The organism is Flavonifractor sp. An9, from assembly GCF_002161245.1.
In the GTDB taxonomy this organism is placed as follows: Bacteria; Bacillota; Clostridia; order Oscillospirales; family Oscillospiraceae; genus Flavonifractor; species Flavonifractor avicola.
Map to the genome: position 1 here is coordinate 27,383 of NZ_NFHC01000021.1, position 24,716 is coordinate 52,098.

Consider the following 24,716-nt stretch of genomic DNA (forward strand, 5'->3'; position numbering starts at 1 on the left):
CGAAAAGTCTGTATCAATACTCAATCATAGCACTTTTTGCACTCAAACACAAGGCCTGTCCCCTTTTCATTGACTCAAATCGGCAGGGAGTATATAATGGAAAGGACTATCCACGGAAAGGCGGCGGAGCCATGAAAACCCTGGTCATCGAGCGGGATGCACTGAAGAATAATATCTCCGTGGTCAAGGAGCGGGCGGGGGGCGCCGTGATCTACGGCGTGGTCACCGGAGACGGCCAGGGAGCCGGTCTGGTGGAGCTGGCAAAGGCCCTCCGGGCCGAGGGCATCGGCCGCTTCGCCGTGTCCGAGGTGGCGGAGGCCGCCGCCCTGCGGAAGGCGGGCTTTGTGGAGGAGGAGATCCTCATGCTCCGCTGTACCACCGACCGGGAGGAGCTGGAGCAGCTGCTGGACCTGAACGTGATCTGCACCGTGGGCTCCCACGACAGCGGCATGGCCCTCAACGGGGTGGCAGAGGCCCGGTCCACCATTGCCGAGGCCCACATCCAGATTGACACCGGCATGGGCTTCGGGGGCTTTCTCTCCAGCGAGCCGGAGAAGATCCTGTCCACCTTCCGGGACCTGTCCAGCATCGCCGTGTCCGGGGTGTGTACCCAGCTGTACACCAAGAGCCGCAAGGGCAAGGCCCTGGCGGCCCAGGTGGAGGAGTTCACCAAAACGGTGGAGGCCATCCACGCCGCCGGATTTGAGACGGGCACCGTCCACGCCGCCGGGTCCTATGTGCTGATGCACCACCCCGCCGCCCGGCTGGGGGGCGTCCGGGCGGGCACGGTGCTCATGGGCCGGTGCCGCCGGGCCAGAGGGGACGGCCTGCGCCGGGTGGGCTACGGCGAGGTCAAGGTGGAGGAGACCCGCTGGGTGCCCAAGGGCCACATCGTGGGGGGCAACACCCCCGCGCCCCTGAAGAAGAACACCCGGGTGGCGGTGCTGCCCGTGGGGTACCAGAACGGCTTCGGCATGGGCCGCCCCTGGGCGGGAGGCCTGCTGGACGCCATTCGCCGGTGGCTCACCCAGCGGCAGATTACCGTCCGGGTCAACGGCCAGAAGGCCAGGGTCATCGGCGGCATCGGCGCCATCGAGACCATTGTGGACGTGACCGACCTGAAATGTACCGCCGGAGACAAGGCGGTGTTCGATATCGACCCCATTTTTGCCAAGGGGTTTGTCCGTGAATACCGGTAAATGAGAAAGGAATTTATACTATGCGTGCAGTTGTGACCCGCGTAAAGAACGCCTCCGTCACCATTGACGGCAAGGTGAACGGCGAGATCGGCCAGGGCTTCCTGGTGCTGCTGGGGGTGGCCCCCGGCGATACCGAGGCCCAGGCCGTCAAGATGGCCGACAAAGTGTGCGGCCTGCGTATCTTTGAGGACGAGAACGAGAAGATGAACCTGAATCTGGAGGCGGTGGGGGGCTCCCTGCTGGTGGTGAGCCAGTTCACCCTCTACGCCGACACCAAGTCCCGCCGCCCCGGCTTCTCCGGGGCTGCCAAGCCGGATATCGCCATCCCTCTGTACGAGAAGTTCATGGCCGAGTGCGCCGGACGGGGCTTCACCGTCGAACATGGCGAGTTTGGGGCGGATATGCAGGTTTATTCTCAGAATGACGGTCCTGTGACCATTCTGCTGGACACCGATACCATGTAAAGAAGGGGGCAGACAACCCATGAAAATTCGCGTTTTACAGGTGGGGCCCATCGGCACCAACTGCTATCTGCTGGAGGACGAGGACACCCACACCGCCGCCGTGGTGGACCCCGGCGACGAGGCCGGCCGCATCCTGGCCCAGGCCAGGGAGGATGGGGTGGAGATCCAGTCCATCCTGCTGACCCACGCCCACTATGACCACACCACCGGCGTGGCCGGGCTGCTCAAGGCCCTGCCCAACATCCCGGTGTACCTCCACCCCGCCGATATCGCCCGGCTGGGCAGCCAGGTGTTCCCCCCGCTGGGCACCGAGCCCACCCCCTATGACGACGGCGACCTGGTGAAGGTGGGGGGCATCGACGTGCAGGTGCTCCATACCCCCGGCCACACCCCCGGCGGGGTGTGCCTGATGGCGGGGGAGGCCCTCTTTACCGGCGACACCCTGTTCCAGGGCTCCATGGGCCGCACCGACCTGCCCGGCGGCAGCTATGAGGAGATTATGGCCTCCCTGGCCCGGTTGGCCAAGCTGCCCGGGGACTTCCACGTCCTCCCCGGCCACATGGGTATGTCCACCCTGGAGGCCGAGCGGAAGAGCAACTACTATATGCAGGAGGCCATGGGGTAATCTGATTTCCCCGGAAAGGATCATTCCGCTATGAAACTCTACCTCCGCGGCCACGACTACAAATACGCCGCTGAACAGATGTTATTGACCCTCTTCCCCGACCAGCGGCCGGAATACGACGACCAGCCCCCCGCTGCCGGAGAGGACCATCTGGTGCTCTCTCTGAGCCGGGGGGAGCTGTGGGCCACTGCCACCGCCAGGCTGACTTACAACGGTCAGTCATATGGGGCAAGCCGCCGGTGTAAACTGGAAGAGCTCACCGACGACCTCTCCACCAGCCGGGCCCTCCAGCGGATCTTGAAGCTGGCCTTCTACGACGCCGGGGTGGCCGCCCGGGGGAACGAGCCCCCCTGGGGAGCCCTGACCGGCGTGCGGCCGGTGAAGATCCCCACCAAGGCCATGCTGGCCGGAGCCACCCCCGTCCAGGCGGAGAAGGTACTCAAAGATACCTACCGAGTGTCCCCCCTGCGGCGGCAGCTGGCCATGGACTGCGCCCAGGCCAGTCTGGACGCCCAGCGGAGTCTGAAACCGGAAGAGGTGTCCCTCTATGTGGGCATCCCTTTCTGCCCCACCCGGTGCGCCTACTGCTCCTTTGTGTCCGCCGACGTGGGCCGTGCCCTCAAGCTCATCGACCCCTTCCTGGACTGCCTTTCCCGGGAAATCAAGGCCACCGGTGAGATGCTGGCGGGGGCGGGGTTGAAGGTGCGCTCGGTCTACTTCGGCGGCGGCACCCCCACCACCCTGTCGGCCCCCCAGCTGGACCGGCTCATGGGGGAGATCGCCGATTCCATCGACCTGTCCGCCTGCACCGAGTACACCGTGGAGGCGGGACGGCCCGACACCATTACCCGGGAAAAGTTGGAGGTCCTCTTCCGCCGGGGCTGCGGCCGGGTGTCGGTGAATCCCCAGACCATGCAGGACCATGTGCTGGCCGCCATGGGCCGGGCCCATCGGGCCGAGGACATCCGCAGGGCCTACGCCATGGCCCGGGACAGCGGCATTCCCTGCGTCAACATGGATCTCATCGCCGGTCTGCCTGCCGACAGCGTGGACGGCTTCCGGTCCTCCCTGGACCAGGTGCTGGCCCTGGCGCCGGAGAATATCACCGTCCACACCCTGGCCATGAAGAAGGGTTCCCGGCTGATGGAGGAGGGGAGCGGCGTGCCCGCCGATGAAGAGGTGGCCGCCATGCTGGAGTACGCCTGGTCCGCCCTGCGTACGGCGGGGCAGATCCCCTATTACCTCTACCGTCAGAAATATATGTCCGGCTCCTTTGAGAACGTGGGCTGGTGCCTGCCGGGCACCGAGAGCCTCTATAACATCTGCATGATGGAGGAGCTGCACACCATCGTCTCCCTGGGAGGCGGCGGGGTGACCAAGCTGGTCAACCCGGCCACCGGCTACATCGAGCGTGTGGCCAACCCCAAGTATCCCAAGGAGTATATCGAGAAGATCGACGCTGTCTGCGCCGGAAAGGAGCGGGTGGCCCGCTTCCACGGCGCCCTGTAAGGAGGTCCGTTATGCCCTATCAGCTGCAAGAGATCAACGAGAGCATCCGCACCGACCCCAAGGGATTTCTGGAGGCCTGCGACGCCGCCTATCAAAGCCGCATTGCGTCGGCGGTGGACCGCATCCTGGAGCGGATGAAGGAGAGCCCCATCGTGCTGCTGTCCGGCCCCTCCGGCTCGGGCAAGACCACCACTGCCCTCAAGCTGGAGCAGGAGCTGGAGCGCCGGGGTGTGAATACCCACACCATCTCCATGGACAACTACTATAAAACCCTCAACCGCAAGACCGCCCCCCGCACCCCCGAGGGGGACATCGACTACGAGTCTCCGGCGCTGTTGGACCTGGACCTGCTGGACGAGACCTTCTCCCGGCTGTCCCAGGGCGAGTGGGTGGTGGTACCCAAGTATGAGTTTGCCCGGCAGATGCGCAACGACAGCCGGGGCACCTTCCTGAAGCTGGACAAAAACGAGATTGCCATCTTTGAGGGCATCCACGCCCTCAACGACGACATCTTCGGCCGCCACCCCGAGGCCACCGGCCTGTACATCTCCGCCCGCTCCAACGTGCTGGAGGGGGAGGAGATGCGGTTCAAGGGCACCTGGATGCGCATTTCCCGCCGGGCGGTCCGTGACTATAATTTCCGGGGCACAGACCTTTTGGAAACCCTTTTGATGTGGTATAATGTGCGCCGGGGCGAGAAGACGTACATCTCCCCCTTTAAGAACCGGGCCAATATCATCATCGACTCCTCCCTGCCCTACGAGGTGCCGGTGTTTGCCAACTACGCTCACGCTTTGAGAGAAGCGGTGGCACAGATCCCCGCCGACAACCCCCGCTGTCATGAGTTCCACGATCTGGTGGACGCCTTCGGGTATTTTGAGCCGGTGGACCCGGCCCTGGTGCCTCCCGAGTCCCTGATCCGGGAGTTTATCGGCGGCGGAACATACAGTTACTGATCATGTCCAGGGGGGACCAGTCCCCCCTGGATACAGCCCCGCCGCGCCGCAGGCGGCACAGCAGGGCTGATACCCCCCTCACCCGCGCCCACGCGGGTGGTTGCCCGCCGGTGGCGGAGCAAGCAGCGGTGTCCTGCGGCGAAATGAATTCGCCTGCGGACTTATTTCTATCCGAAAACTCTGGTAACAACATAGGAAAGAAGGAAAAATACCATGTCTGAATGTACCCACAACTGTTCCTCCTGCGGCGAGAGCTGCGGCGAGCGCACTGCCCCTCAAGATCTCCACGTCCCTGCCAACGGCCTGTCCCACATCGGCAAGGTCATTGCCGTGGTCAGCGGCAAGGGCGGCGTAGGCAAGAGCCTGGTGACCTCCTCCCTGGCGGTGGCTATGCGCCGCATGGGCAAGAAGGTGGCCGTGCTGGACGCCGACATTACCGGTCCCTCCATCCCCGCCGCCTTCGGCATCCACACCCGGGCCGAGGGCAGCGAGCTGGGCATTTACCCCGCCGAGACCCGCACCGGCATCGGCATCATGAGCCTCAACCTGCTCACCGAGCATGAGACCGACCCCGTCATCTGGCGCGGTCCCGTCATCGCCGGCACCGTCAAGCAGTTCTGGACCGACGTGATCTGGGGCGACGTGGACTATATGTTCGTGGATATGCCTCCCGGAACCGGCGACGTGCCCCTGACCGTGTTCCAGTCCCTGCCCATCGACGGCATCGTGGTGGTCACCTCTCCCCAGGATCTGGTGAGCATGATCGTCACCAAGGCCGTCAAGATGGCCGAGATGATGCACATCCCCGTGCTGGGCCTGGTGGAAAACTACTCCTACTTCCAGTGCCCCGACTGCGGCAAGCGCCACGCCATCTTCGGCGAGAGCCACATCGACCAGGTGGCCGCCGGTCTGGGCCTGAAGGTGCTGGCCCGTCTGCCCATCGATCCCGCTGTGGCCGCCGCCTGCGACGCCGGCAAGATCGAGGATCTGGAGCAGAATTACCTGGCCGACGTGGCCAAGGCTCTGGCGGAATAACCAGGATCAGCCTTTACAAAACGTTCATATCCGGTTCAAAACGGGTTCACAGTGAGAGGTTAGGATAAGAACCGTGGTTGAGACATACCACTCCTCTCTTTCCTCTCTTTTTCAGATCTTGGAAACACAGGCCCGCAACAGGCGGCGGGCCTGTGTTTCTGCGTTTTAGCCCCAAAAGGAGGGACAAGCCCATGCCCACCCGTGTGAAAAAACGCCGCCGTTCCCCTCTGCTGCCCGCCCTTATCATTCTTGTGCTGATTGGAGCGGCCTTCCTGATCTGGCGGCTGGCCTTCTCCGCCCCCCAGCCCTCCGGCGATCTGCCTGACTGGATCACCGAGGAGCTGCTCCCCATCAATCCCTATTCCCGGCCCGGCGAGCCCCTGGAGGAGGTCAACGGCGTGGTGGTCCACTATGTGGGCAACCCGGGCACCACCGCCCAGCAGAACAACAGCTACTTCCGAAACCTGGCCACCACCGGAGAGACCTACGCCTCCAGCCATTTCCTCATCGGCCTGGACGGGGAGATCATCTGCAACGTCCCCCTGGACGAGATCGCCTACTGTACCGGCCCCCGGAATGTGGACACCATCTCCATCGAGTGCTGCCACCCCGACGACACCGGGGCCTTCACTCAGGCCACCTACGACTCCCTTATCAAGCTGGTCCGCTGGCTTATGGACGAGTACCGCCTGGACACCGACCAAGTCATCCGGCACTACGATGTCACCGGCAAGGAATGTCCCCTTTATTATGTTCGAAACCCGGAGGCGTGGGAACAATTTAAGGCTGACTTGCAAGAATAGTCCGTTTTATTGGACAGTTGCTCTGGTATCCTGTACCCAACGATACAGGAAAGGAGCGCTGAACCATGGAATTTGAACTTCGCTATGTAAACGGACACATTGAGGTATACGACGCCGCCGGACGCTTCCGGTTTTCCGCCGACTCCCAGGGGGAGGCGCTGGCCGAACTGGAGGACCTGGCCGCATAAGCAACAGGGCCGGACCACGGATTGCCGTGGTCCGGCCTTTCTTGACACTTTAGGCGGGAATAGGGTAATATAATAATATATACGCATCTTTTGCGCCGGCTCTGAGGGCCGGCAGTTTTACGATATGAGGAGAGGCCCATGGCAAGAAGTTCTTCCCCAAAAAGTTACGGCAATGACTCCATTTCCTCCCTGAAGGGGGCGGATCGAGTCCGCAAGCGCCCGGCCGTTATCTTCGGCTCCGACGGGCTGGAGGGCTGCGAACACGCGGTGTTTGAGATCCTGTCCAACGCCATCGACGAGGCCCGGGAGGGCCACGGTAATCTCATTACTGTCACCCGGTATGAGGACAAGTCCATCGAGGTGGAGGACTTCGGCCGGGGCTGCCCGGTGGACTGGAACGAGAAGGAGCAGAAGTTCAACTGGGAGCTGGTATTCTGCGAGCTGTACGCCGGCGGCAAGTATAACAACAACGCCGGCGACAACTACGAGTACTCCCTGGGCCTCAACGGCCTGGGCTCCTGCGCCACCCAGTATGCCAGCCGCTACTTTGACGCGGTGATCCACCGGGACGGCTTCGAGTATACCCTCCATTTTGAGAAGGGTGAAAACATCGGCGGCCTGAAGAAGGAGCCCTACTCCGGCAAAAAGACCGGCTCCAAATTCCGCTGGCTGCCCGACCTGGACGTGTTCACCGACATCGACATTCCGGTGGAGTACTACCTGGACGTGCTGAAGCGGCAGGCGGTGGTCAATGCCGGTATTACCTTCCGGTTCCGCAATCAGGTGGGGGGCAAGTTCGAGACCACCGACTTCAAGTATGAAAACGGTATCGAGGACTATGTGAAGGAGCTGGCGGGGGACAACCCCCTGACCCAGCCGGTGTTCTGGCAGACCGAGCGGCGGGGCCGTGACCGGGCGGACAAGGACGAGTACAAGGTGAAGCTGTCTGTGTCCTTCTGCTTCTCCAACACGGTGCAGATCATTGAACACTACCACAACTCCTCCTGGCTGGAGCATGGCGGCTCCCCGGAGAAGGCGGTGAAGTCGGCCTTCGTGGGGGGCATCGACGCCTGGCTCAAGGCCCAGGGCAAGTATCAGAAGAGCGAGAGCAAGATCACCTGGGCCGACGTGGAGGACTGCCTGGTGCTGGTGAGCAACAACTTCTCCACCCAGACCTCCTACGAGAACCAGACCAAGAAGGCCATCACCAACAAGTTTGTCCAGGAGGCCATGACCGAGTTCCTCCGCTCCCAGCTGGAGGTCTACTTCATCGAGAACCCCTTCGACGCCGCCAAGATCGGCGAGCAGGTGCTCATCAACAAGCGCTCCCGTGAGAACGCCGAGCGCACCCGGCTGAACATCAAGAAGAAGCTGTCCGGCAATGTGGATATCTCCAACCGGGTGCAGAAGTTTGTGGACTGCCGCACCAAGGACACCACCCGCCGGGAGCTGTATATCGTGGAGGGCGACTCGGCTCTGGGCAGCGTCAAGCTGAGCCGGGACGCGGAGTTCCAGGGTATCATGCCCGTCCGGGGTAAGATTTTGAACTGCCTCAAGGCCGACTACGCCAAGATCTTCAAGAGCGAGATCATCACCGATCTTTTGAAGGTGCTGGGCTGCGGCGTGGAGGTCCACGACAAGCACGCCAAGGATCTGGCCGCCTTCGACCTCATGAACCTGCGGTGGAACAAGATCGTCATCTGTACCGATGCCGACGTGGACGGCTTCCAGATCCGCACCCTGATTCTGACCATGCTCTACCGCCTCACCCCCACCCTCATCCAGCGGGGCTATGTGTATATCGCGGAATCCCCCCTGTATGAGATCAATTATAAGGAAAAGACCTGGTTCGCCTACTCCGACGCCGAGAAGAACGACATTGTAAACGGCGAGCTGGCGGGCAAGAAGTGCTCCATCAACCGCTCCAAAGGTCTGGGCGAGAACGAACCCGACATGATGTGGCTCACCACCATGAATCCCGAGACACGGCGGCTTATCAAGGTCATGCCTGAGGATGTGGAAAACACCGCCCGGGTGTTTGATCTGCTGCTGGGGGACAACCTCCAGGGCCGGAAGGACCACATCGCCGAAAATGGATACAAATATCTGGAATTGGCAGACATTTCGTAACGGATACAGGCCGGGATCTGAAAAGATCCCGGCCTGTATATTCTTGCAAAAATAACCGGCGTTTGGTATAATTTATCCGCATCGTATTCAGAAGAATACAAAATATGGATCAGGAGGGATCATTGTGAGAAAATTGCTTTCTTGTGGCCTTACCCTGGCGCTGTGCGGGAGCCTGCTCACCCCCGCTTTTGCCGCCGACCAGGGTCTGACCCGGGGGGAGCTGGCACAGCAGCTGGTAGAGCTGTGCGGCTACACCCAGGAGCTGGAGACCTACGAGGCCCAGCCCAGCGTCTACACCGACGTGGCGGATGACGCGGCCTGTCAGGGCGCCGCCAATCTGCTCCAGGCCAAGGGCCTGATGCAGGGCAGCGGCGGCGGAGCCTTCCAGCCCCAGCGTACCGCCACCCCGCTGGAGGCGGCCACCGCCCTGATGCGCTGGGCGGGTCTGAGCGACAAACAGATCGGCGCCTGGCCCAACGATTACAGCGCCCTGGCCCACAGTCTGACTCTGGCCGGAGGGGACGTACTGACCGAAAGCTCCCTGAAGGAGATGGCGGAGCTGGCCGCCCAGTACCGGGAGACCATCCAGGCCGAGACCCCCGCGCCCCTGTTCGTCAACGGCGAGGCCCAGCCCATCTTCCCCTATGACACCATCATCCGGGAAGTGGTGTATGTGGAGACCCCCGTGGACACCGACAGCGACGGCAAGGCCGACCTGGTCAAGGTGCTGATCCAGCGCCCCGCCGCCACCGAGGAGGGCATGAAGGCCGCCACCATTTTTGAGGCCCGGCCCTACTCCGCCGGCTGCACCGACGCCTATGACCTGGACACCTGGAACGCCCATATCGTGGATGCCAAGCTCACCCAGGCCCAGCAGTCCACCACCACGACCAAGGAGGACTGGGACTGGACTGCCGCTGAGACCGAGGAGGCCCAGCTGACCCGGCAGACCGCCACCGGCACCGGCGAGGCCGGGGACGGCGGCGATGTGTGGACCACCACCGAGAACGTGGATTCCTATGACTACTGGCTGGTGCGGGGCTACGCCTATGTGTCCTGCGCTGGACCGGGCACCCTGGGCTCCGACGGCTTTGAGACCTGCGCCAGCGCTGATGAGACCGCCGCCTTTGCCGCGGTGGTGCAGTGGCTGGCCGGGGACGAGAGCGTGAAGGCTTACACCGACAAGACCTCCGGCATTGAGGTAAAGGCCGACTGGTCCAACGGCAATGTGGCCATGACCGGCCAGTCCTATGCCGGTTCCACCGCCTTCGCCGTGGCCTCCACCGGTGTGGAGGGCCTCAAGACCATCGTGCCCCGGGCGGGCATCGCCAGCTGGTACGACTACTACCGCTCCCAGGGCACCGCGGCGGGCGGCCTGTACTACCCCGGCGACGACTGCAACATCCTGGCCGACTACTGTATGTCCCGCCAGCTGGAACCGGCGGACTACTCCACCATCCAGCTGGACTATGAGCGCTACCTCAGCGGTATGGTGGAGGAGCAGGACGCCCTCTCCGGCGACTACAACTTCTTCTGGGACGAGCGCAACTACACCAACGGCGCGGAGAACCTGAACTGTTCCGCCCTCATCATCCACGGCCTCAACGACTTCAACGTGCGGCCCAAGCAGTTTAACCTGATGTATGACGCCTTCCAGTCCGCCGGTCAGGAGGCCAAGCTGGTCCTCCACCAGGGCGCCCACATGACTCCCGACCAGATCGACGGCCTGGACCTGAACGGCATCCTGGGCCGCTGGTACGCCCACTATCTGTACGGGGTGGACAACGGCGCCGAGGACGAGGCCAACGTCCGCATCCAGAGCAACACCGACCTGAGCTGGGCCAGCTATGACAGCTGGGGCAGCGACACCACCGTGCGCTTTGACGCCGGGGAGGGCCAGGCGGCCTTCTCCAGCGACCTGTCCGCCACCAGCTTCGACACCTCTCTGGCTGACGTGGACGAGGGCTGGATCGAGTACTGCACCGACATGGCCTACGCCTGGGAGAACGATGTGATCTCCGGCAGCACCAGCGCCAGCAAGGTGTTCACCTTCGATGTGGAGGAGGACCTGCACATCAACGGTACTCCCACCGTCACCATCAAGGCCAGCGCCGACCAGCCCACCGGTATCCTCAGCGCCATGCTGGTGGATCTGGCCCCCGAGGGCGGCATGAAGGCCGTCATGCTGGAGCAGTACAGTGAGGCTGTGGCCACCGAGACCCTGGAGAGCGGCGCGGTGTGGCAGGGCGGCGGCCTGACGGCCAAGGACCTGCAGCAGTTTGCCCTGACCCAGACCGACCACAAGATCATCACCCGTGGCTGGATGGACATCCAGAACCGCACTTCCATCTACAATGTGGACACCGTCACTCCCGGCGAGTTCTACACCTTCCAGCTGGAGCTCCAGCCCATGGACTACACCGTGGAGGCCGGCCACCAGCTGGCCCTGGTGCTCTACTCCGTGGACCCGGAGGTTACCTACTGGCCCGAGACCGTCACCAACTTTACGGTGGACTGCACCGGCACCTACGTCACCATTCCTGTCATGGAGTAAACCCTTCCGGCGGCCTGCGCAACGCGCAGGCCGCCGGTCTTTGTTTTGGCGCTTTACGGCGATGAATTGCGTTTTTTTCAAAGGAATGATATAATTCTAACCACTGAAAGCGGCCAGTCTGTACTGACAAAGGAATGATTCGATTTGGCAAAGAAAAAGGACCCCCAGGAGGGGGCGAAGAAGGTCAACAACCCCAACGTCATGGGCCTGCGGCCCGAGGTGCTGGAGCAGCCCATCACCGAGACGCTGGAGCTCAACTATATGCCCTACGCCATGAGCGTTATCGTCTCCCGGGCCATCCCGGAGATCGACGGGTTCAAGCCCTCCCACCGGAAGCTGCTGTACACCATGTACCAGATGCACCTGCTGGGCGGCAACCGCACCAAGAGCGCCAACGTGGTGGGCCAGACCATGAAGCTCAACCCCCACGGCGACGCCGCCATCTACGACACCATGGTGCGCCTCTCCCGGGGCTACGGCGCCCTGCTCCACCCCCTGGTGGACTCCAAGGGTAACTTTGGTAAGGTGTACTCCCGGGACATGGCCTGGGCGGCCAGCCGTTACACCGAGGTGCGGCTGGACCCCATCTGCGCCGAGCTCTTCCGGGACATCGACCAGGACACGGTGGACTTTGTGGACAACTACGACGGCTCCATGAAAGAGCCCACCCTGCTGCCTACCACCTTCCCCAACGTGCTGGTGAGCGCCAACCAGGGCATTGCCGTGGGTATGGCCTCCAACCTGTGCGGCTTCAACCTGGCTGAGGTGTGCGACGCCACGGCGGCCTATCTGAAAAACCCCAAGGTCAACCTGATGGAGTACCTGAAGGCCCCCGACTTCCCCACCGGCGGCGAGCTTTTGTACGACGAGGCTGCTTTAAAGCAGATCTACGACACCGGCCGGGGCTCCTTCCAGGTGCGGGCCCGGTGGCGCTACCTCAAGAGCGAAAATCTCATCGAGGTGTATGAAATCCCATACACCACCACGGTGGAGGCCATCATGGACAAGGTGGCCGAGCTCATCAAGGCGGGCAAGATCAAAGAGATCGCCGATATGCGGGACGAGACCGACCTGAACGGCCTGAAAATCACCATCGACCTCAAGCGGGGCACCGACCCGGACAAGCTGATGGCCAGGCTGTTCAAGTCCACCACCCTCCAGGACGCCTGCTCCTGCAACTTCAACATCCTGATCGCCGGGATGCCCCGGGTCATGGGCGTGGGAGAGATTCTGGAGGAGTGGACCGGCTGGCGGATGGACGGAGTGCGCCGCCGCACCTACTATGTGATGAAGAAGAAGCAGGAGAAGCTCCACCTGCTCAAAGGCCTGAAAAAGATCCTGCTGGACATTGACCGGGCCATCAAGATCATCCGGGAGACCGAGGAGGACGCCGAGGTGGTGCCCAACCTGATGATCGGCTTCGGCATCGACAACATCCAGGCGGAATATGTGGCCGACATCAAGCTGCGCAACATCAACAAGGAGTATATCCTCAAGCGGATTGAAGAGGTGGCCGGGCTGGAGGAGGAGATCGCCGACCTCCAGGACATCGTCAACAACCCGGGCCGCATCAAGAAGATTATTTCCCAGGAACTCTCGGCGGTGAAGAAGAAGTACGCCTCTCCCCGGCGCACCGAGATCGTCTACGACTATCAGGCCGCCGGCGCCGTGGAGGAGGAGGACGAGACCCCCGACTATCCTGTCCATGTGTTCTGCTCCAGGGAGGGCTACTTCAAGAAGATCACCCCCCAGTCTCTCCGCATGAGCAGCGAGCAGAAGTACAAGGAGGGGGACGGCCCCTACCTGTACTGGGAGGGCAACAACCGGGATATGCTGCTGGTGTTCACCGACAAGCAGCAGTGTTACAAGGCCCCCCTCAGCGAGTTCGACGACGCCAAGGCCAGCGTGCTGGGCGACTTTTTACCCACCAAGCTGGGCATGGACTCCGGCGAGAGCTTCGTGTGGGCCTGCCTGACCAGCGACTACTCCGGCCATATCCTCTTCTTCTTTGAGAACGGCAAGGTAGCCCGGGTAGAGGTGGCTGCCTACCAGACTCAGACCAAGCGGAGAAAGCTCACCGGCGCCTACTCCGACAAGTCCCCCCTGGCCGCCGCCCTCCACATCAGGGAGGATTTGGAGGTGGCAGTCACCTCCACCGAGGGCCGCTGCCTGGTGTTCCACACCGCCGCCCTCACCCCCAAGACCACCCGCTCCACCCAGGGGGTCAACGTCATGACCCTCAAGCCCAAGTGGAAGGTGGAAAAGGCCGTGCCGCTGGCGGATACCACCATTGTCAACGCCGCCCGGTACCGGGCACGGTCCCTGCCGGTGGCGGGGGCCCTGCTCAAGGAGGAGGACCGGGGCGAGGAACAGATCAGCCTGCTGTGATCCAGCCAGAGAAATGAGGAATATTCGTTGAAACACACTGTGAGCTATTATGTAAAAAGCTATGTGGTCATTACCCTGGGCTCCATCCTGTACGCTCTGGCCTATAACATCTTCTACGCCCCCAACCTGGTGGCCATGGGCGGCCTCACCGGCCTGGGCCAGGTGCTCAACGCCCTGATCCCCGTCCTGCCGGTGGGCACCACGGTGTTTGTGATGAATGTGCCCCTCTTCTTCCTGGGGTGGAAGTTCATCGGTGGGCACCTGCTGGTGTCCTCCCTGTACGCTATGACCTTCAGCTCCTTTGCCATCGACGTGATGGATATGATCTATCAGTTCCCGCCCATGGATACCATGCTGGCGGCCATCTTTGGTGGGGCCCTGCTGGGGGCCGGCATCGGTCTGGTGTTCGCCAAGGGGGCTACCACCGGCGGCACCGACCTGATCGCCCGGCTGCTCAAGCTGAAGTTTGCCTGGCTGCCCATGGGCACCCTGGTGCTTATCCCCGACTTCATTGTCATCGTGCTGGCCGCCATCGCCTTCGGCAAGGTGGAGAGCGCCCTGTACGGCATTGTGTCCCTCTATATCACCACCAAGGTGATGGACACCGTTCTGTACGGCCTGGACAGCTCCAAGGTGGCCTATATCATCAGCGACTCCTACCGGGAGATCGCCGACGCCATCATCGCCATGGACCGGGGAGCAACCCTCCTCCACGGCGAGGGAGTCTACTCCGGCAATGAGAAAAAGGTACTGATGGTGGCCTTCAAGCAGAAGGAGATCGTGCCCCTGAAGGAGAAGGTCAACGAGATTGATCCCCACTCCTTCCTCATTGTGTGCGACGCCCACGACGTACTGGGCGAGGGCTTCCGCACCTACAGCAAGGATGATATTTAATTGGCTCCCACAGAGAAAGGAAGGGTTTCCATGACGGATTTCACCAAGGTAAAAGCCAACCTGGAGAAGCGGGGCTACGCCGTGTCCTGCTTTGCCACGGCGGCGGAGGCCGCCGGCTATCTGGATGGCAAGCTGGACGGCAAGACCATCGGCATCGGCGGTTCGGTGACCGTCAGGGAGATGGGCCTTCTGGACCGGCTCAAGACCCACAACACCGTGGTCTCCCACTGGGAGGGCAGCCGCAAGGAGGACGCCGCCTTCACCCAGGTCTACCTGTGCTCGGTGAACGGTCTGGCGGAGACCGGCGAGATGGTGAACATCGACGGGGTGGGCAACCGCATTGCCTCCACCGTGTTCGGCCATGAGGAGCTCTATCTGGTGGTGGGCCGCAACAAGTTAGCCCCCGACTATGACGGCGCGGTATGGCGGGCCCGCAACGTGGCCTCCCCCAAAAACGCCATCCGTCTCCAGCGTAAGACCCCCTGCGCCGTCAAGGGGGACAAGTGCTACGACTGCAACAGCCCCGAGCGGCTGTGCCGGGGCATGACGGTGCTGTGGCAGGCATCCAACGGCATCGGACGCACCGAGGTGGTGCTCATCGACGAGGACCTGGGCTTTTGAGGAAAGAAAGGGGGCGGGGCCTGTGAAAAAGTGCATACCGGCCCTGGCCCTGAGCCTGGCCCTGCTGCTGGGCGGGTGCTCCCTGTCGGGGCAGGCCTATACGGTGGTGGAGCCCCACGCGGAGCATCCTGTTCTGGGGGAAAATGAGTCCACCATCAAGGCCAGCACCTATTCCGAGCTGGTCAACGGCATACTGTTTTTCGTCTCCCAGGGGGTAGAAGAGGGCGTTATCCAGATCACCGACTATAACGGCGACGTGGAGGCCGACCTGAACCGGGCCTGCCTGGAGGTAGCCAAGGACGACCCCCTGGGAGCCTACGCGGTGGACTTCATCAAGAACGACTATACCACCATCATCACCACCTATGAGGCCACCATTACTATCTCTTACCGCCGCTCCCCCGAGCAGGTGGGCAGCCTGGTGAACATCACCGGTACCAGCGCCATCCGGGAGGAGGCGGTCCAGGCCCTGTCGGCCTTCAAGACCGAGCTTGCCCTGCGGGTGGGCTACTTCACCGGGGACGCCGCTGCGGTGGAGGAGCAGGTACGGCAGGCCTATTACGACACCCCCGCCGCCGCGCTGGGGATGCCGGAGTGCTCGGTGGAGCTCTATCCCAAAACCGACACCGGCACCCAGCGCATTGTGGAGATCCTGCTGGACTACCCGGAGGAGCCCACGGCCCTCCAGCGGAAGAGCCAGCAGCTCCAGGAGCAGTCGGCGGCCATCCTCACCCCCATCCAGCACCAGATCGCCAGCCGGCGGCTGGACCTGCTGATGGGGACGCTGCCCAACGTGGTGAAGGTGGACCTGGAGACCGGCGGCGCCACCGCCTGGGACGCGCTGGTAGGTCAGGGGGCCAACGATGAGGGACTGGCCTTAGCCTTCCAGCTGCTGTGCGACGGCCTGGGGCTGAAGGGTCAGATCATAGAGGGTACCCTGCAGGGTCAGCCCCACTTTTTCAACCAGGTGGACCGCAACGGACAGACCGTGTGGGTGGATCTGAGCCGCAGCACCGGCAAGACCTGGACGGCGGCCCAAATGGCTGAAATGGGCTATCAGTGGACAGACCAGGAGGCCTGAAAAGAAAAAATAAAAAAATCGAAAAATTCCCTTGACATTGGAAGCACGGATTGCTATAATAACATCCGTCGCTTGCAGGTGTAGCTCATCTGGTAGAGCGCCACCTTGCCAAGGTGGAGGTAGCGAGTTCGAGCCTCGTCACCTGCTCCAGAAAAAGAAAGAGACAGGACATATGTCCTGTCTCTTTCTTTTTCTGGATTCCGTGAGAATTTGAAATGCTCGGCGGAAATGAATTCCGCCTGCGCCGAGGTTTTGGCCCAAAGGCCAAAACGCTCGAACGGCGCAAAAGCGCCGCCGACCCGAAGGGCCGGTTTTGTGGATTCCATAACCACAACAAAAACGCAGGACATCCTTTGGGTGTCCTGCGTTCTGTTTTTGATTATCCCAGGAAGAACCGGACTGCCACCGCCGCCACGGCGGTAAGCATCCCCGCCGACGCGATGAGATCGGCGGCCAGGGCCAGGTCCAGCCGGCGGCGGGGCCGGGCTTCCTTCTCCGGCGCGGGAATCTCCTCCGGGATCTCTTCTGCCGCAGGCTCCCCTTCCAGGGCCCGGCGGCAGGCCTCAAAGTCCAGCACCTTTCCCTCCGGCCGGGCGGGCTTCCGCCGGGGCAGCACGGTATAGCACACCGTCTCCTGACCTACGCAGGCCTTTTGGTCCGACTCGTTTGCGTATCCTGTGATCCGTCTGGCATCCAGATTCAGATAAATGGTCTCCATACCGTTTCCCTCCTGTTGTTCCGGCGTTTGATCCCAGTATACGGGATAAGGTGTCCTATAAAACGTACTTTGTAAGGACCCTTGTACTTTTCTGACGGCGCAGAGCGGCAAAAAGTTCCCGACACAGGATTAGAACTTTTGTTCGCGTTCAGTATACAACATATGTTCGATTTTTGCAAGCACTTTTTTTGAGGGGAAATAGGAAACCGCCAGGTTCAGAAAAAGGGGCGATTTTCCTTGCAACCGGGGAAAAGATTTGATATACTGGCAAAGATCATGACATGGGAAAGGATGACCCCGCTGTGGAGTATCAAAACGTTACCTTGATCGGAATGCCCGGCTCGGGCAAGAGCACCGTGGGGGTGCTGCTGGCCAAGACCCTGGGCTATCGCTTTGTGGATGCCGATCTGCTGATCCAGCAGCGGGAGGGCGCCCTGCTCCAGGACATCCTGGACCAGCGGGGCGTGGAGGCCTTCCTGGACGTAGAGGAGGCCGTCATCCGGGATCTGGACTGCACCCGCACTGTCATTGCCCCCGGCGGCAGCGCAATTTGCCGGGAGGAGGCCGCCCGCCACCTCAAGGAGCTGGGGCTGGTGGTGTATCTCCATGTGCCTCTGGAGGAGCTGGAGCGGCGCATCCGCAACATCACCACCCGGGGCATTGCCATGTCCCCCGGCCAGACCCTGGCCGACGTGTACGCCGCCCGGGAGCCTCTGTACCGCAAATACGCCGACCTGACGGTGGATGTGACGGGGGGAAACACCCTGGAACAGACGGTGGCGGCAGTGGTGGCCCGGCTGGGCTGACCGCCCCTTGTATTTTTTTGAAATAATGATATACTATATTCCAGTAAACTATCATGTACGAAATGCCCGCCGGCTGGCCGGCGGGCTTCGTCGTGTTTTTTCTGCCTCCGCGCGGCAGTCTTATTTTTTGTGCCCCCGGCGCGGAAGGGGCATTTCTAACGAAAGGAACGAACCGCATGACATTCCAGGACCTCGGCCTGAAAGCGCCCATCCTGAAGGCGCTGGCCGAACAGGGGTATGAACGCCCCTCCCCCATTCAGGAAAAAGCCATTCCCCCCGCTCTGGCAGGCCGGGACGTGCTGGGCTGCGCCCAGACCGGCACCGGCAAGACCTGCGCCTTTGCTGCCCCCATCCTCCAGCGGCTCAGCGACCGCAAGGGCAAGGGCATCCGGGCCCTCATCCTCACCCCCACCCGGGAGCTGGCCCTCCAGATCCAGGAGAACATTGTGGCCTACAGCCGCCACCTGCCCATCCGCTCCGCCGTCATCTTCGGCGGCGTGGGCCAGAACCCCCAGGTGGAGCAGCTGAAAAAGGGTGTGGACATCCTGGTGGCCACCCCCGGCCGCCTGGGCGACCTGTACAACCAGAAGTTTGTGGACCTGTCCAGGCTGGAGGTCTTTGTGCTGGACGAGGCCGACCGGATGCTGGACATGGGCTTCATCCACGATGTCCGCCGCATTCTGGGCTGGCTGCCCAAGAAGAAGCAGACCCTCTTCTTCTCTGCCACCATGCCCCCGGAGGTCCAGGGACTGGTGGACTCCCTGCTGGTGAATCCGGTGAAGGTGGCGGTGGACCCGGTGTCCTCCCCGGCGGAGGTCATCGACCAGAAGCTCTACTATGTGGACCGGGGCAACAAGACCAAGCTGCTGGCCTCCCTGATCCTGGAGCCCGACGTGAAGAATGCCCTGGTGTTCACCCGCACCAAGCACGGCGCCAACAAGGTGGCCGGGGATCTGGTGAAGGCTGGCATCGCCGCCGCCGCCATCCACGGCAACAAGAGCCAGACCGCCCGGCAGCAGGCTCTGGCCGACTTCAAGAGCGGCAAAGTCACCGCCCTGGTGGCCACAGATATCGCCGCCCGGGGCCTGGACATCGAGGAGCTGAGCCACGTCTTTAACTACAACCTGCCCGATGTACCCGAGACCTACGTCCACCGCATCGGCCGTACCGGTCGGGCGGGCCACGGCGGCACCGCCATCTCCTTCTGCGACATCAATGAGAAGGAGGAGCTCAAGGGCATCCAGAAGCTGCTGGGCAAGGCCATCCCGGTGGTGGAGGACCACCCCTGGCCCATGGAGGTCTTTGAGCCCCTGCCCAAGGATAAGAAGGGCCGGATTATCAACCCGGAGGACGCCGAGGCCCGGGCCGCCGCCAAGGAGAAGCGCCGCCAGCGGGATGCCGCCAACAAGGCCGCCGCTGCCGAGCGCAAGGCCAAGGCTGCCCAGAAAGCGGCTGAGGCGGCGGAGCAGCCTGCCCCCGCCCAGCTGGAACAAAAGAAGAAGTCCAGGCGGGGGGTACGCAACAGCGCCACCCTGGAGGAGGCCCTGGTAGCCACCGCTCCCACCCGCCCTGCCGCGCCCGAGCCGGCGTTTGAGGACTTCCACCGGCCCGATCCCCTGGCCAGCGACATCATTATGGATGCCACCGCCCGGCTGCTGGCCTCCCGGAAGCCCGCTCCCCGGTCCGAGAAGACGGAGAACCGGAAGGAAAAGCGGCCCAAGGAGAAGCAGGCCACTCAGGAGAAGACGCCCCAGAAGCAGCCCAAGGCCCAGAGAGGGAAGCAGACGGCGGCCCAGTCCCCCGCCCCCGCCTCCAAGAGCGGACGGAAGAAGCGGGGCGGCAGAGGCCGTGCCGACCGTCCGCCGGAGATCGTGCTGCGCTCCAACGGCCAGAAGGACTCCACCGAGCAGCCCAGCCTGATGAAACCTTACTATCTCAGCGATGACTAACCCCGCCTCCAAGGGCGCGCCGCAGCCGCGGCGCGCCCTTTTTTTACCTGTTTACACTATGGTAAAAATACACAAAATTTTTTGTGAAGAATTTAACGAAGTTTGCGCCATATTAAAATCATGCAAAATATTTAAAGAATTTGCATGATTAACAAAAAAACAGCTGAAAATAAAAAGATTTTGAGGATGAAAAAATGCATATAAAAAACTAAACTCATAATTTTAAAACTTGCAATCAGCCTGGGATTGAAGTATGATTCAGGTAACATCGGGAAAATTGTCCGGAGGGACAAGAGATGGGGAAAGGCGGTGAATGTATGTCTCTGGAAGCGATCAAGCAGGTGACTGAGGCCGAGCAGGCCAACAAGCAGCGCAAGGCGGAGGCCCAGGCCGAGGCCAAGCGCACCGTGGCGGAGGCCGAGCGGGCTGGCAAGGCCCGGCTGGCGGAAGCCCGGGCTCAGGCCGAGGCCCAGGCCCGTGAGTTTATGCGGGCGGCGGAGGAAACGGCGGCCAAGCACGCCGCTGAGGTCAACGCCCAGACGCAGAAGGCCTGCGACGCCCTGCGCTCCAAGGCGGAGGGCCGTCTGGCCGACGCCGCTGAGAGCATCGTGAGAAGGGTAGTGAAGAACTGATGTCCATTGTGAAAATGAAGCGGCTGCGGCTCATCGGAATGCAATCCGAGCGGGAGTCCATGCTGCGGCTGCTTCAGCATTTGGGCTGTGTGGAGATTGACGAGCCGGGGGACCGCAAGGACGACCCCGACTGGGCCAGCCTCACACGGCCGGACACCGGGGCGCTGAACGAGGCCAGGGATGCCCGTTCCAGCGTGGAGAACGCCCTGAAAGCCCTGAAGAAGTACGGCCCCAAACAGAAGGGCGGGCTCCTCACCCCCAGACCGGTGATTACAGAGGGAGAGCTCTTCGACGACGCGGCCTACCGGACCGGCCTGGCGGACGCCGGGCAGCTGGTGGCCCTGGAGCGGAAGATCTCGGCTCTGTACGCCGAGCAGAACAAACTGCGGACTCAAAAGCTGGCGCTGGCTCCCTGGCTGGCGCTGGATATCCCCCTGGAGACGGCCTCTACCCCGGAGGTGGCGGTGTCCTTCGGCACCGTGGCCGCGTCCACCGATCTGGACGCCATGGACGGGGCCCTGGGGGCGGTCACCGACCTGTATGAGCTCATGCGGGCGGGGGCGGACAACGAACTGAAATATCTGGTGTTCCTCTGCCACCGCAGCGTGGAGGAGGACTGCCAGGCGGTGCTCAAGGAGTACGGCTTCTCCCGGGCGGCCCTGCGGGGCTGGACGGGAACGGCGGCGGAGAACGACAAGCGGCTGGATGAACAGCTGGCCGACGCCGCCCGTGAGCTGGAGTCCACCATCGCCCAGGTGGGGGAATACGCCTCCAGAAAGGGCGCCCTGGAGCAGTGCCTGGACCGGGCGGATCAGGAGATCGCCCGGGAGGAGGCCCGCTGCCGCCTGCTGGACAGCAGCTCCGCCTTCTTCCTGGAGGGCTGGGTACCTGTCCCCGACGAGAAAAAGCTGCTGGAGCAGCTGGGGCAGTACACCTGCTGCTGGGAGACCCAGGACCCGGCGCCCGAGGACTACCCGGTGGTGCCGGTGAAGCTGAAGAACAACCGCTTTACCGAGCCGCTGACCACCATTACGGAGATGTACTCCCTGCCCGCCTATGACGGTGTGGACCCCAACGGGCTGATGATGCCCTTCTATGTGTTCTTCTTCGGCTTCATGTTCGCCGATCTGGGCTACGGCCTGATCCTGGCGGGGGCCTGCGCCTTCATCAACCACAAGGTCCACCCCAAGGGTGGCTTCGGACAGCTGATCCGGCTGATGATCATGTGCGGCATTTCCTCTGCCGTCATCGGCTTCTTCACCGGCGGCTTCTTCTCCGACTTCCTGGCTCAGTTCACCAGTATGCTGGGCCTGTCTCAGCCGGTGATCCCCTTCCTGTCGGTGCCCGACGGGGTGACGGGCGTGCCCGGTCCCCTGCTCAACGTCATGGGCGACCCCATGACCGTGCTGGTCTTTGCGCTGGCCGTGGGCTTTGTGCAGATCGTGGTGGGCATGGCGGTGAAGTTCTGGATGCTGTGCCGCCGGGGCCAGGTGGTGGACGCCATCCTGGACATCGGTACCTGGTGGGTCATCTTTGTGGGTATCGGCCTCTTTGCCGCAGGCATCGGCAATGTGGCGGGCTACCCGGTGGTGCTCATCATCGGCTGCCTGATGCTGCTGGGCCAGGGCCGCACGGCCAAGGGCTTCGGCAAGGTGACCGCCATCATCGGTGCGGTGTACAACGGCGTGACGGGCTACTTCGGAGACATCCTCTCCTACTCCCGTCTGATGGTCATGATGCTGGCCGGTTCCGTCATCGGCCAGGTGTTCAACATTCTGGGCGCCATGCCCGGCGGCGGAATGCCCCCGGCCATCGGCATCCCCATCTTCTTCATCATCTTTATCATCGGCCACGCCTTCAACATCGGCCTGAACGTGATCGGCACCTACGTCCACACGTCCCGTCTGCAATACCTGGAATTTTTCAAGCAGTTCTATGAAGAGGGCGGACGCCCCTGGCGGCCCCTGAACATTGCGACAAAGTATGTCGACATTAAGGAGGAAGAGTAACATGACATTCGGTGAATTTCTGACCCAATACGCTGGCGCGTTCTTTGGTTTCCTGGGCGCCGCTCTTGCTGCAGGCCTGGCCTGCGTTGGTTCCGCCAAGGGCACCGGCCTGGCCGGTGAGGCGGGCGCCGGCCTGCTGGCCGAGGACCCCTCTCAGTTCTCCAAGTGTATGATCCTGCAGGTTATCCCCGGCACCCAGGGCCTGTACGGCCTGGTCATCGGCTTCCTGGCCCTGATGAAGATGGGCCTGTTCAGCGGCACCGTGGGTGAGCTGACCATCGCTCAGGGCCTCATCGTCCTGGCCGCCTGCATCCCCATGGCCCTCGGCGGTCTGCTCTCCGGTATCGCTCAGGGCCGCGTGGCTGCTGCCTCCATCAACATCGTGGCCAAGAACCCCAACGACTGGTCCAAGGGCATGGTGCTGTGTATCATCGTGGAGTTCTACGCCATCCTGTCTCTGCTCATCTCCTTCCTGATGATCATGTTCGGCTTCTAAGCAAGAGGTAGACTATGGACGGAATTGAAAAAATCACCGGACGCATCGCGGCCGACGCCGGACGGGAGATCGACGACATCAACGCCGAGGCCCGCCGTCAGGCCGACGAGATCACGGCCCGGTATGAGGCTCAGGCCCAGCGGGAGAGCGAGGAGATCCTCTCCCGTGGCCGCCGCAACGCCGACGAGCGCGTAGAGCGGCTGGCCAGCGTGGCCCAGCTGGACGCCCGCAAGCTGGAGCTGGCCGCCAAGCAGGAGATGCTCTCCAAGGCCTACGACCTGGCGCTGGAGAAGCTGGTGAACCTGCCCGACAAGGAGTATGTGAACCTGCTGGCCGACCTGGCCGTGAAGGCCTCCTCCACCGGCCGGGAGGCGGTTATCTTCTCCCAGAAGGACCGCGCCCGCTACGGCAAGGCCGTGGTCACCCAGGCCAACGAGAAGCTGGGCGACGGACACCTGACCATGTCCGAGCAGTCCCGCCCCATTCAGGGGGGCCTCATCCTCAGCGACGGGGACGTGGAGGTCAACTGCACCTTTGAGACGCTGGTGCGCCTCCAGCGGGGCGAAATGGACCGCGAGGTGGCCAAGGTGCTCTTTGACTGATGCGCTCCTTGCAAGTAAGGAGGCAACATTTTGGCTAAGATCAAAGATACCGACTATCTGACCATATCCGCCCGTATCCGGGCCATGGAGAACCGTCTCCTCACCCGGGAGCGGATGGAGCGGATGCTGGACGCCCGCACCGACGATGAGGCCGCCAAGGTCCTCACCGAGTGCGGCTACGGGGAGCTGACCGCCCTCACCCATGCCGGGCTGGACGAACTGCTCTCCGCCGCCCGGGCCGCTCTGTACAAGGAGCTGAAGGGCGCGGTGCCCGACAAGCGGCTGGTGGACGTGTTCCAGATGAAATACGACTACCACAACGCCAAGACCCTTATCAAGGCCGCTGCCGTAGGGGCTGAGCCCGACCGGCTGCTGATGGAGGGCGGTCGCTGGACCGCCGCCCAGATCAAGGAGGCCTACCAGCGGGACAACCTGCGGGACTTCACCGATCCCTTCCGGCAGGCCATCGTCCAGGCCCGGGAGCTGCTCAACGGCGGCAACGATCCCCAGCTGGCCGACTTCGTGCTGGACCGGGCCTACTTCGCCGAGATGAGCGAGGCCGCCAAGGCGGTGGGCAGTCCCTTCCTGGAGGGGTATGTCCGCCTGCTCATTGATTCCACCAACCTGCGCTCCGCCGTCCGGGCCGCCCGTATGGGCAAGGGCAACGATTTCCTCAATCAGGTGCTGCTGCCCGGCGGCAACGTGGAGGTACACACCCTCACTTCCGGCAAGGGCAGCGACCTGGCCGCCCTGTTCCGGGCGGGCCCCCTCAGCGAGGCGGCCGCCGCAGGCGCCGCCCTCACCGCCCCCGGCAGCGGGGAGCTCACCGCCTTTGAGCGCCTGTGCGACAACGCGGTGATGGGCTATCTGGCCCAGGCCCGCCGCATCCCCTTCGGGGAGCAGGCGGTGATCGGCTACCTGTACGCCAGGGAGAACGAGTTCACCGCCATCCGCACCATTCTGTCCGGCCGCATGGCGGGGCTGGACGGGGACACCATCCGGGAAAGGCTGCGTGAAGCCTATGTTTGAACAAGTTCAAACATTTGATAAGAGCGCG

The 24,716-nt window shown here is 62.6% G+C and carries 22 protein-coding genes and 1 tRNA gene; 22 read left to right on the top strand and 1 reads right to left on the bottom strand.

What is annotated here, in order from left to right; all coding sequences use genetic code 11:
• The first annotated feature begins 131 nt into the window (after positions 1–131).
• The 15 genes from B5G40_RS12645 (at position 132) to B5G40_RS12710 (ending at position 16,597) form a co-directional block, all read left to right on the top strand.
• Positions 132–1,199 carry an alanine racemase gene (locus B5G40_RS12645; RefSeq protein ID WP_087270844.1) on the top strand — a complete coding sequence of 356 codons (1,068 nt, stop codon included), beginning with the start codon at positions 132–134 and terminating at the stop codon, positions 1,197–1,199.
• A gap of 20 nt (positions 1,200–1,219) precedes the next feature.
• Positions 1,220–1,663 carry a D-aminoacyl-tRNA deacylase gene (dtd, locus tag B5G40_RS12650; RefSeq protein ID WP_087399837.1) on the top strand — a complete coding sequence of 148 codons (444 nt, stop codon included), beginning with the start codon at positions 1,220–1,222 and terminating at the stop codon, positions 1,661–1,663.
• A gap of 19 nt (positions 1,664–1,682) precedes the next feature.
• Positions 1,683–2,288, top strand: a complete 606-nt coding sequence (locus B5G40_RS12655) for an MBL fold metallo-hydrolase (RefSeq protein ID WP_087399838.1) — start codon at positions 1,683–1,685, stop codon at positions 2,286–2,288.
• 30 nt (positions 2,289–2,318) lie between these two features.
• Complete coding sequence (hemZ, locus tag B5G40_RS12660) at positions 2,319–3,797, top strand: coproporphyrinogen dehydrogenase HemZ (protein ID WP_087399839.1); 1,479 nt, start codon at positions 2,319–2,321, stop codon at positions 3,795–3,797.
• Positions 3,798–3,808: 11 nt separating this feature from the next.
• Entirely contained in the window at positions 3,809–4,753 is a 945-nt protein-coding gene (locus B5G40_RS12665; protein WP_087399840.1) for a uridine kinase family protein, read from the top strand.
• Between the two features lie 213 nt (positions 4,754–4,966).
• Positions 4,967–5,788: an Mrp/NBP35 family ATP-binding protein gene (locus B5G40_RS12670; protein WP_087399841.1), complete on the top strand. Its 822-nt coding sequence runs from the start codon at positions 4,967–4,969 to the stop codon at positions 5,786–5,788.
• A 191-nt stretch (positions 5,789–5,979) separates the two neighbouring features.
• On the top strand, positions 5,980–6,591 hold the full coding sequence (locus B5G40_RS12675; protein WP_087270860.1) for a peptidoglycan recognition protein family protein: 612 nt from the start codon (positions 5,980–5,982) through the stop codon (positions 6,589–6,591).
• 65 nt (positions 6,592–6,656) lie between these two features.
• Positions 6,657–6,779: a hypothetical protein gene (locus B5G40_RS17480; RefSeq protein WP_275532448.1), complete on the top strand. Its 123-nt coding sequence runs from the start codon at positions 6,657–6,659 to the stop codon at positions 6,777–6,779.
• 138 nt (positions 6,780–6,917) lie between these two features.
• Entirely contained in the window at positions 6,918–8,909 is a 1,992-nt protein-coding gene (locus B5G40_RS12680) for a DNA gyrase/topoisomerase IV subunit B (RefSeq protein WP_087270862.1), read from the top strand.
• Positions 8,910–9,033: 124 nt separating this feature from the next.
• Entirely contained in the window at positions 9,034–11,463 is a 2,430-nt protein-coding gene (locus B5G40_RS12685; protein ID WP_087399842.1) for a Xaa-Pro dipeptidyl-peptidase, read from the top strand.
• Between the two features lie 144 nt (positions 11,464–11,607).
• A complete protein-coding gene (locus B5G40_RS12690; protein ID WP_087399843.1) occupies positions 11,608–13,851 on the top strand; it encodes a DNA gyrase/topoisomerase IV subunit A in 2,244 nt (747 codons plus the stop codon).
• Between the two features lie 39 nt (positions 13,852–13,890).
• Positions 13,891–14,745 (top strand): YitT family protein, encoded by an 855-nt coding sequence (locus B5G40_RS12695; protein WP_087399857.1) that lies wholly within the window; start codon positions 13,891–13,893, stop codon positions 14,743–14,745.
• A 30-nt stretch (positions 14,746–14,775) separates the two neighbouring features.
• The gene (locus B5G40_RS12700) at positions 14,776–15,366 is read left to right on the top strand and encodes a lactate utilization protein (protein WP_087330914.1); all 591 of its coding nucleotides are present in this window, start codon (positions 14,776–14,778) and stop codon (positions 15,364–15,366) included.
• 22 nt (positions 15,367–15,388) lie between these two features.
• On the top strand, positions 15,389–16,447 hold the full coding sequence (locus B5G40_RS12705) for a hypothetical protein (protein WP_242959425.1): 1,059 nt from the start codon (positions 15,389–15,391) through the stop codon (positions 16,445–16,447).
• Between the two features lie 74 nt (positions 16,448–16,521).
• Positions 16,522–16,597, top strand: a tRNA-Gly gene (locus B5G40_RS12710).
• 229 nt (positions 16,598–16,826) lie between these two features.
• On the opposite strand, the gene B5G40_RS12715 is transcribed toward B5G40_RS12710, so the two are convergent.
• Positions 16,827–17,165 (bottom strand): hypothetical protein, encoded by a 339-nt coding sequence (locus tag B5G40_RS12715; protein ID WP_087399844.1) that lies wholly within the window; start codon positions 17,163–17,165, stop codon positions 16,827–16,829.
• 281 nt (positions 17,166–17,446) lie between these two features.
• Here B5G40_RS12715 and B5G40_RS12720 point away from each other — a divergent pair, with 281 nt between their 5' ends.
• The 7 genes from B5G40_RS12720 to B5G40_RS12750 all read left to right on the top strand — a co-directional run bounded on the left by B5G40_RS12720 (position 17,447) and on the right by B5G40_RS12750 (position 24,688).
• A complete protein-coding gene (locus B5G40_RS12720) occupies positions 17,447–17,971 on the top strand; it encodes a shikimate kinase (protein ID WP_087399845.1) in 525 nt (174 codons plus the stop codon).
• 176 nt (positions 17,972–18,147) lie between these two features.
• Entirely contained in the window at positions 18,148–19,920 is a 1,773-nt protein-coding gene (locus B5G40_RS12725) for a DEAD/DEAH box helicase (protein WP_087399846.1), read from the top strand.
• A gap of 317 nt (positions 19,921–20,237) precedes the next feature.
• Positions 20,238–20,552: a V-type ATPase subunit subunit G family protein gene (locus B5G40_RS12730; protein WP_087399859.1), complete on the top strand. Its 315-nt coding sequence runs from the start codon at positions 20,238–20,240 to the stop codon at positions 20,550–20,552.
• Complete coding sequence (locus B5G40_RS12735; RefSeq protein WP_087399847.1) at positions 20,552–22,561, top strand: V-type ATP synthase subunit I; 2,010 nt, start codon at positions 20,552–20,554, stop codon at positions 22,559–22,561. The genes B5G40_RS12730 and B5G40_RS12735 overlap by 1 nt, the downstream gene beginning before the upstream one ends.
• Position 22,562: 1 nt before the next feature.
• Positions 22,563–23,057, top strand: a complete 495-nt coding sequence (locus B5G40_RS12740) for a V-type ATP synthase subunit K (RefSeq protein ID WP_087189193.1) — start codon at positions 22,563–22,565, stop codon at positions 23,055–23,057.
• A 14-nt stretch (positions 23,058–23,071) separates the two neighbouring features.
• Positions 23,072–23,659: a V-type ATP synthase subunit E gene (locus tag B5G40_RS12745; protein ID WP_087330859.1), complete on the top strand. Its 588-nt coding sequence runs from the start codon at positions 23,072–23,074 to the stop codon at positions 23,657–23,659.
• Positions 23,660–23,689: 30 nt separating this feature from the next.
• Positions 23,690–24,688, top strand: coding sequence for a V-type ATPase subunit (locus B5G40_RS12750; protein WP_087399848.1), 999 nt, complete (start codon positions 23,690–23,692; stop codon positions 24,686–24,688).
• The last annotated feature ends 28 nt before the right edge of the window (positions 24,689–24,716 follow it).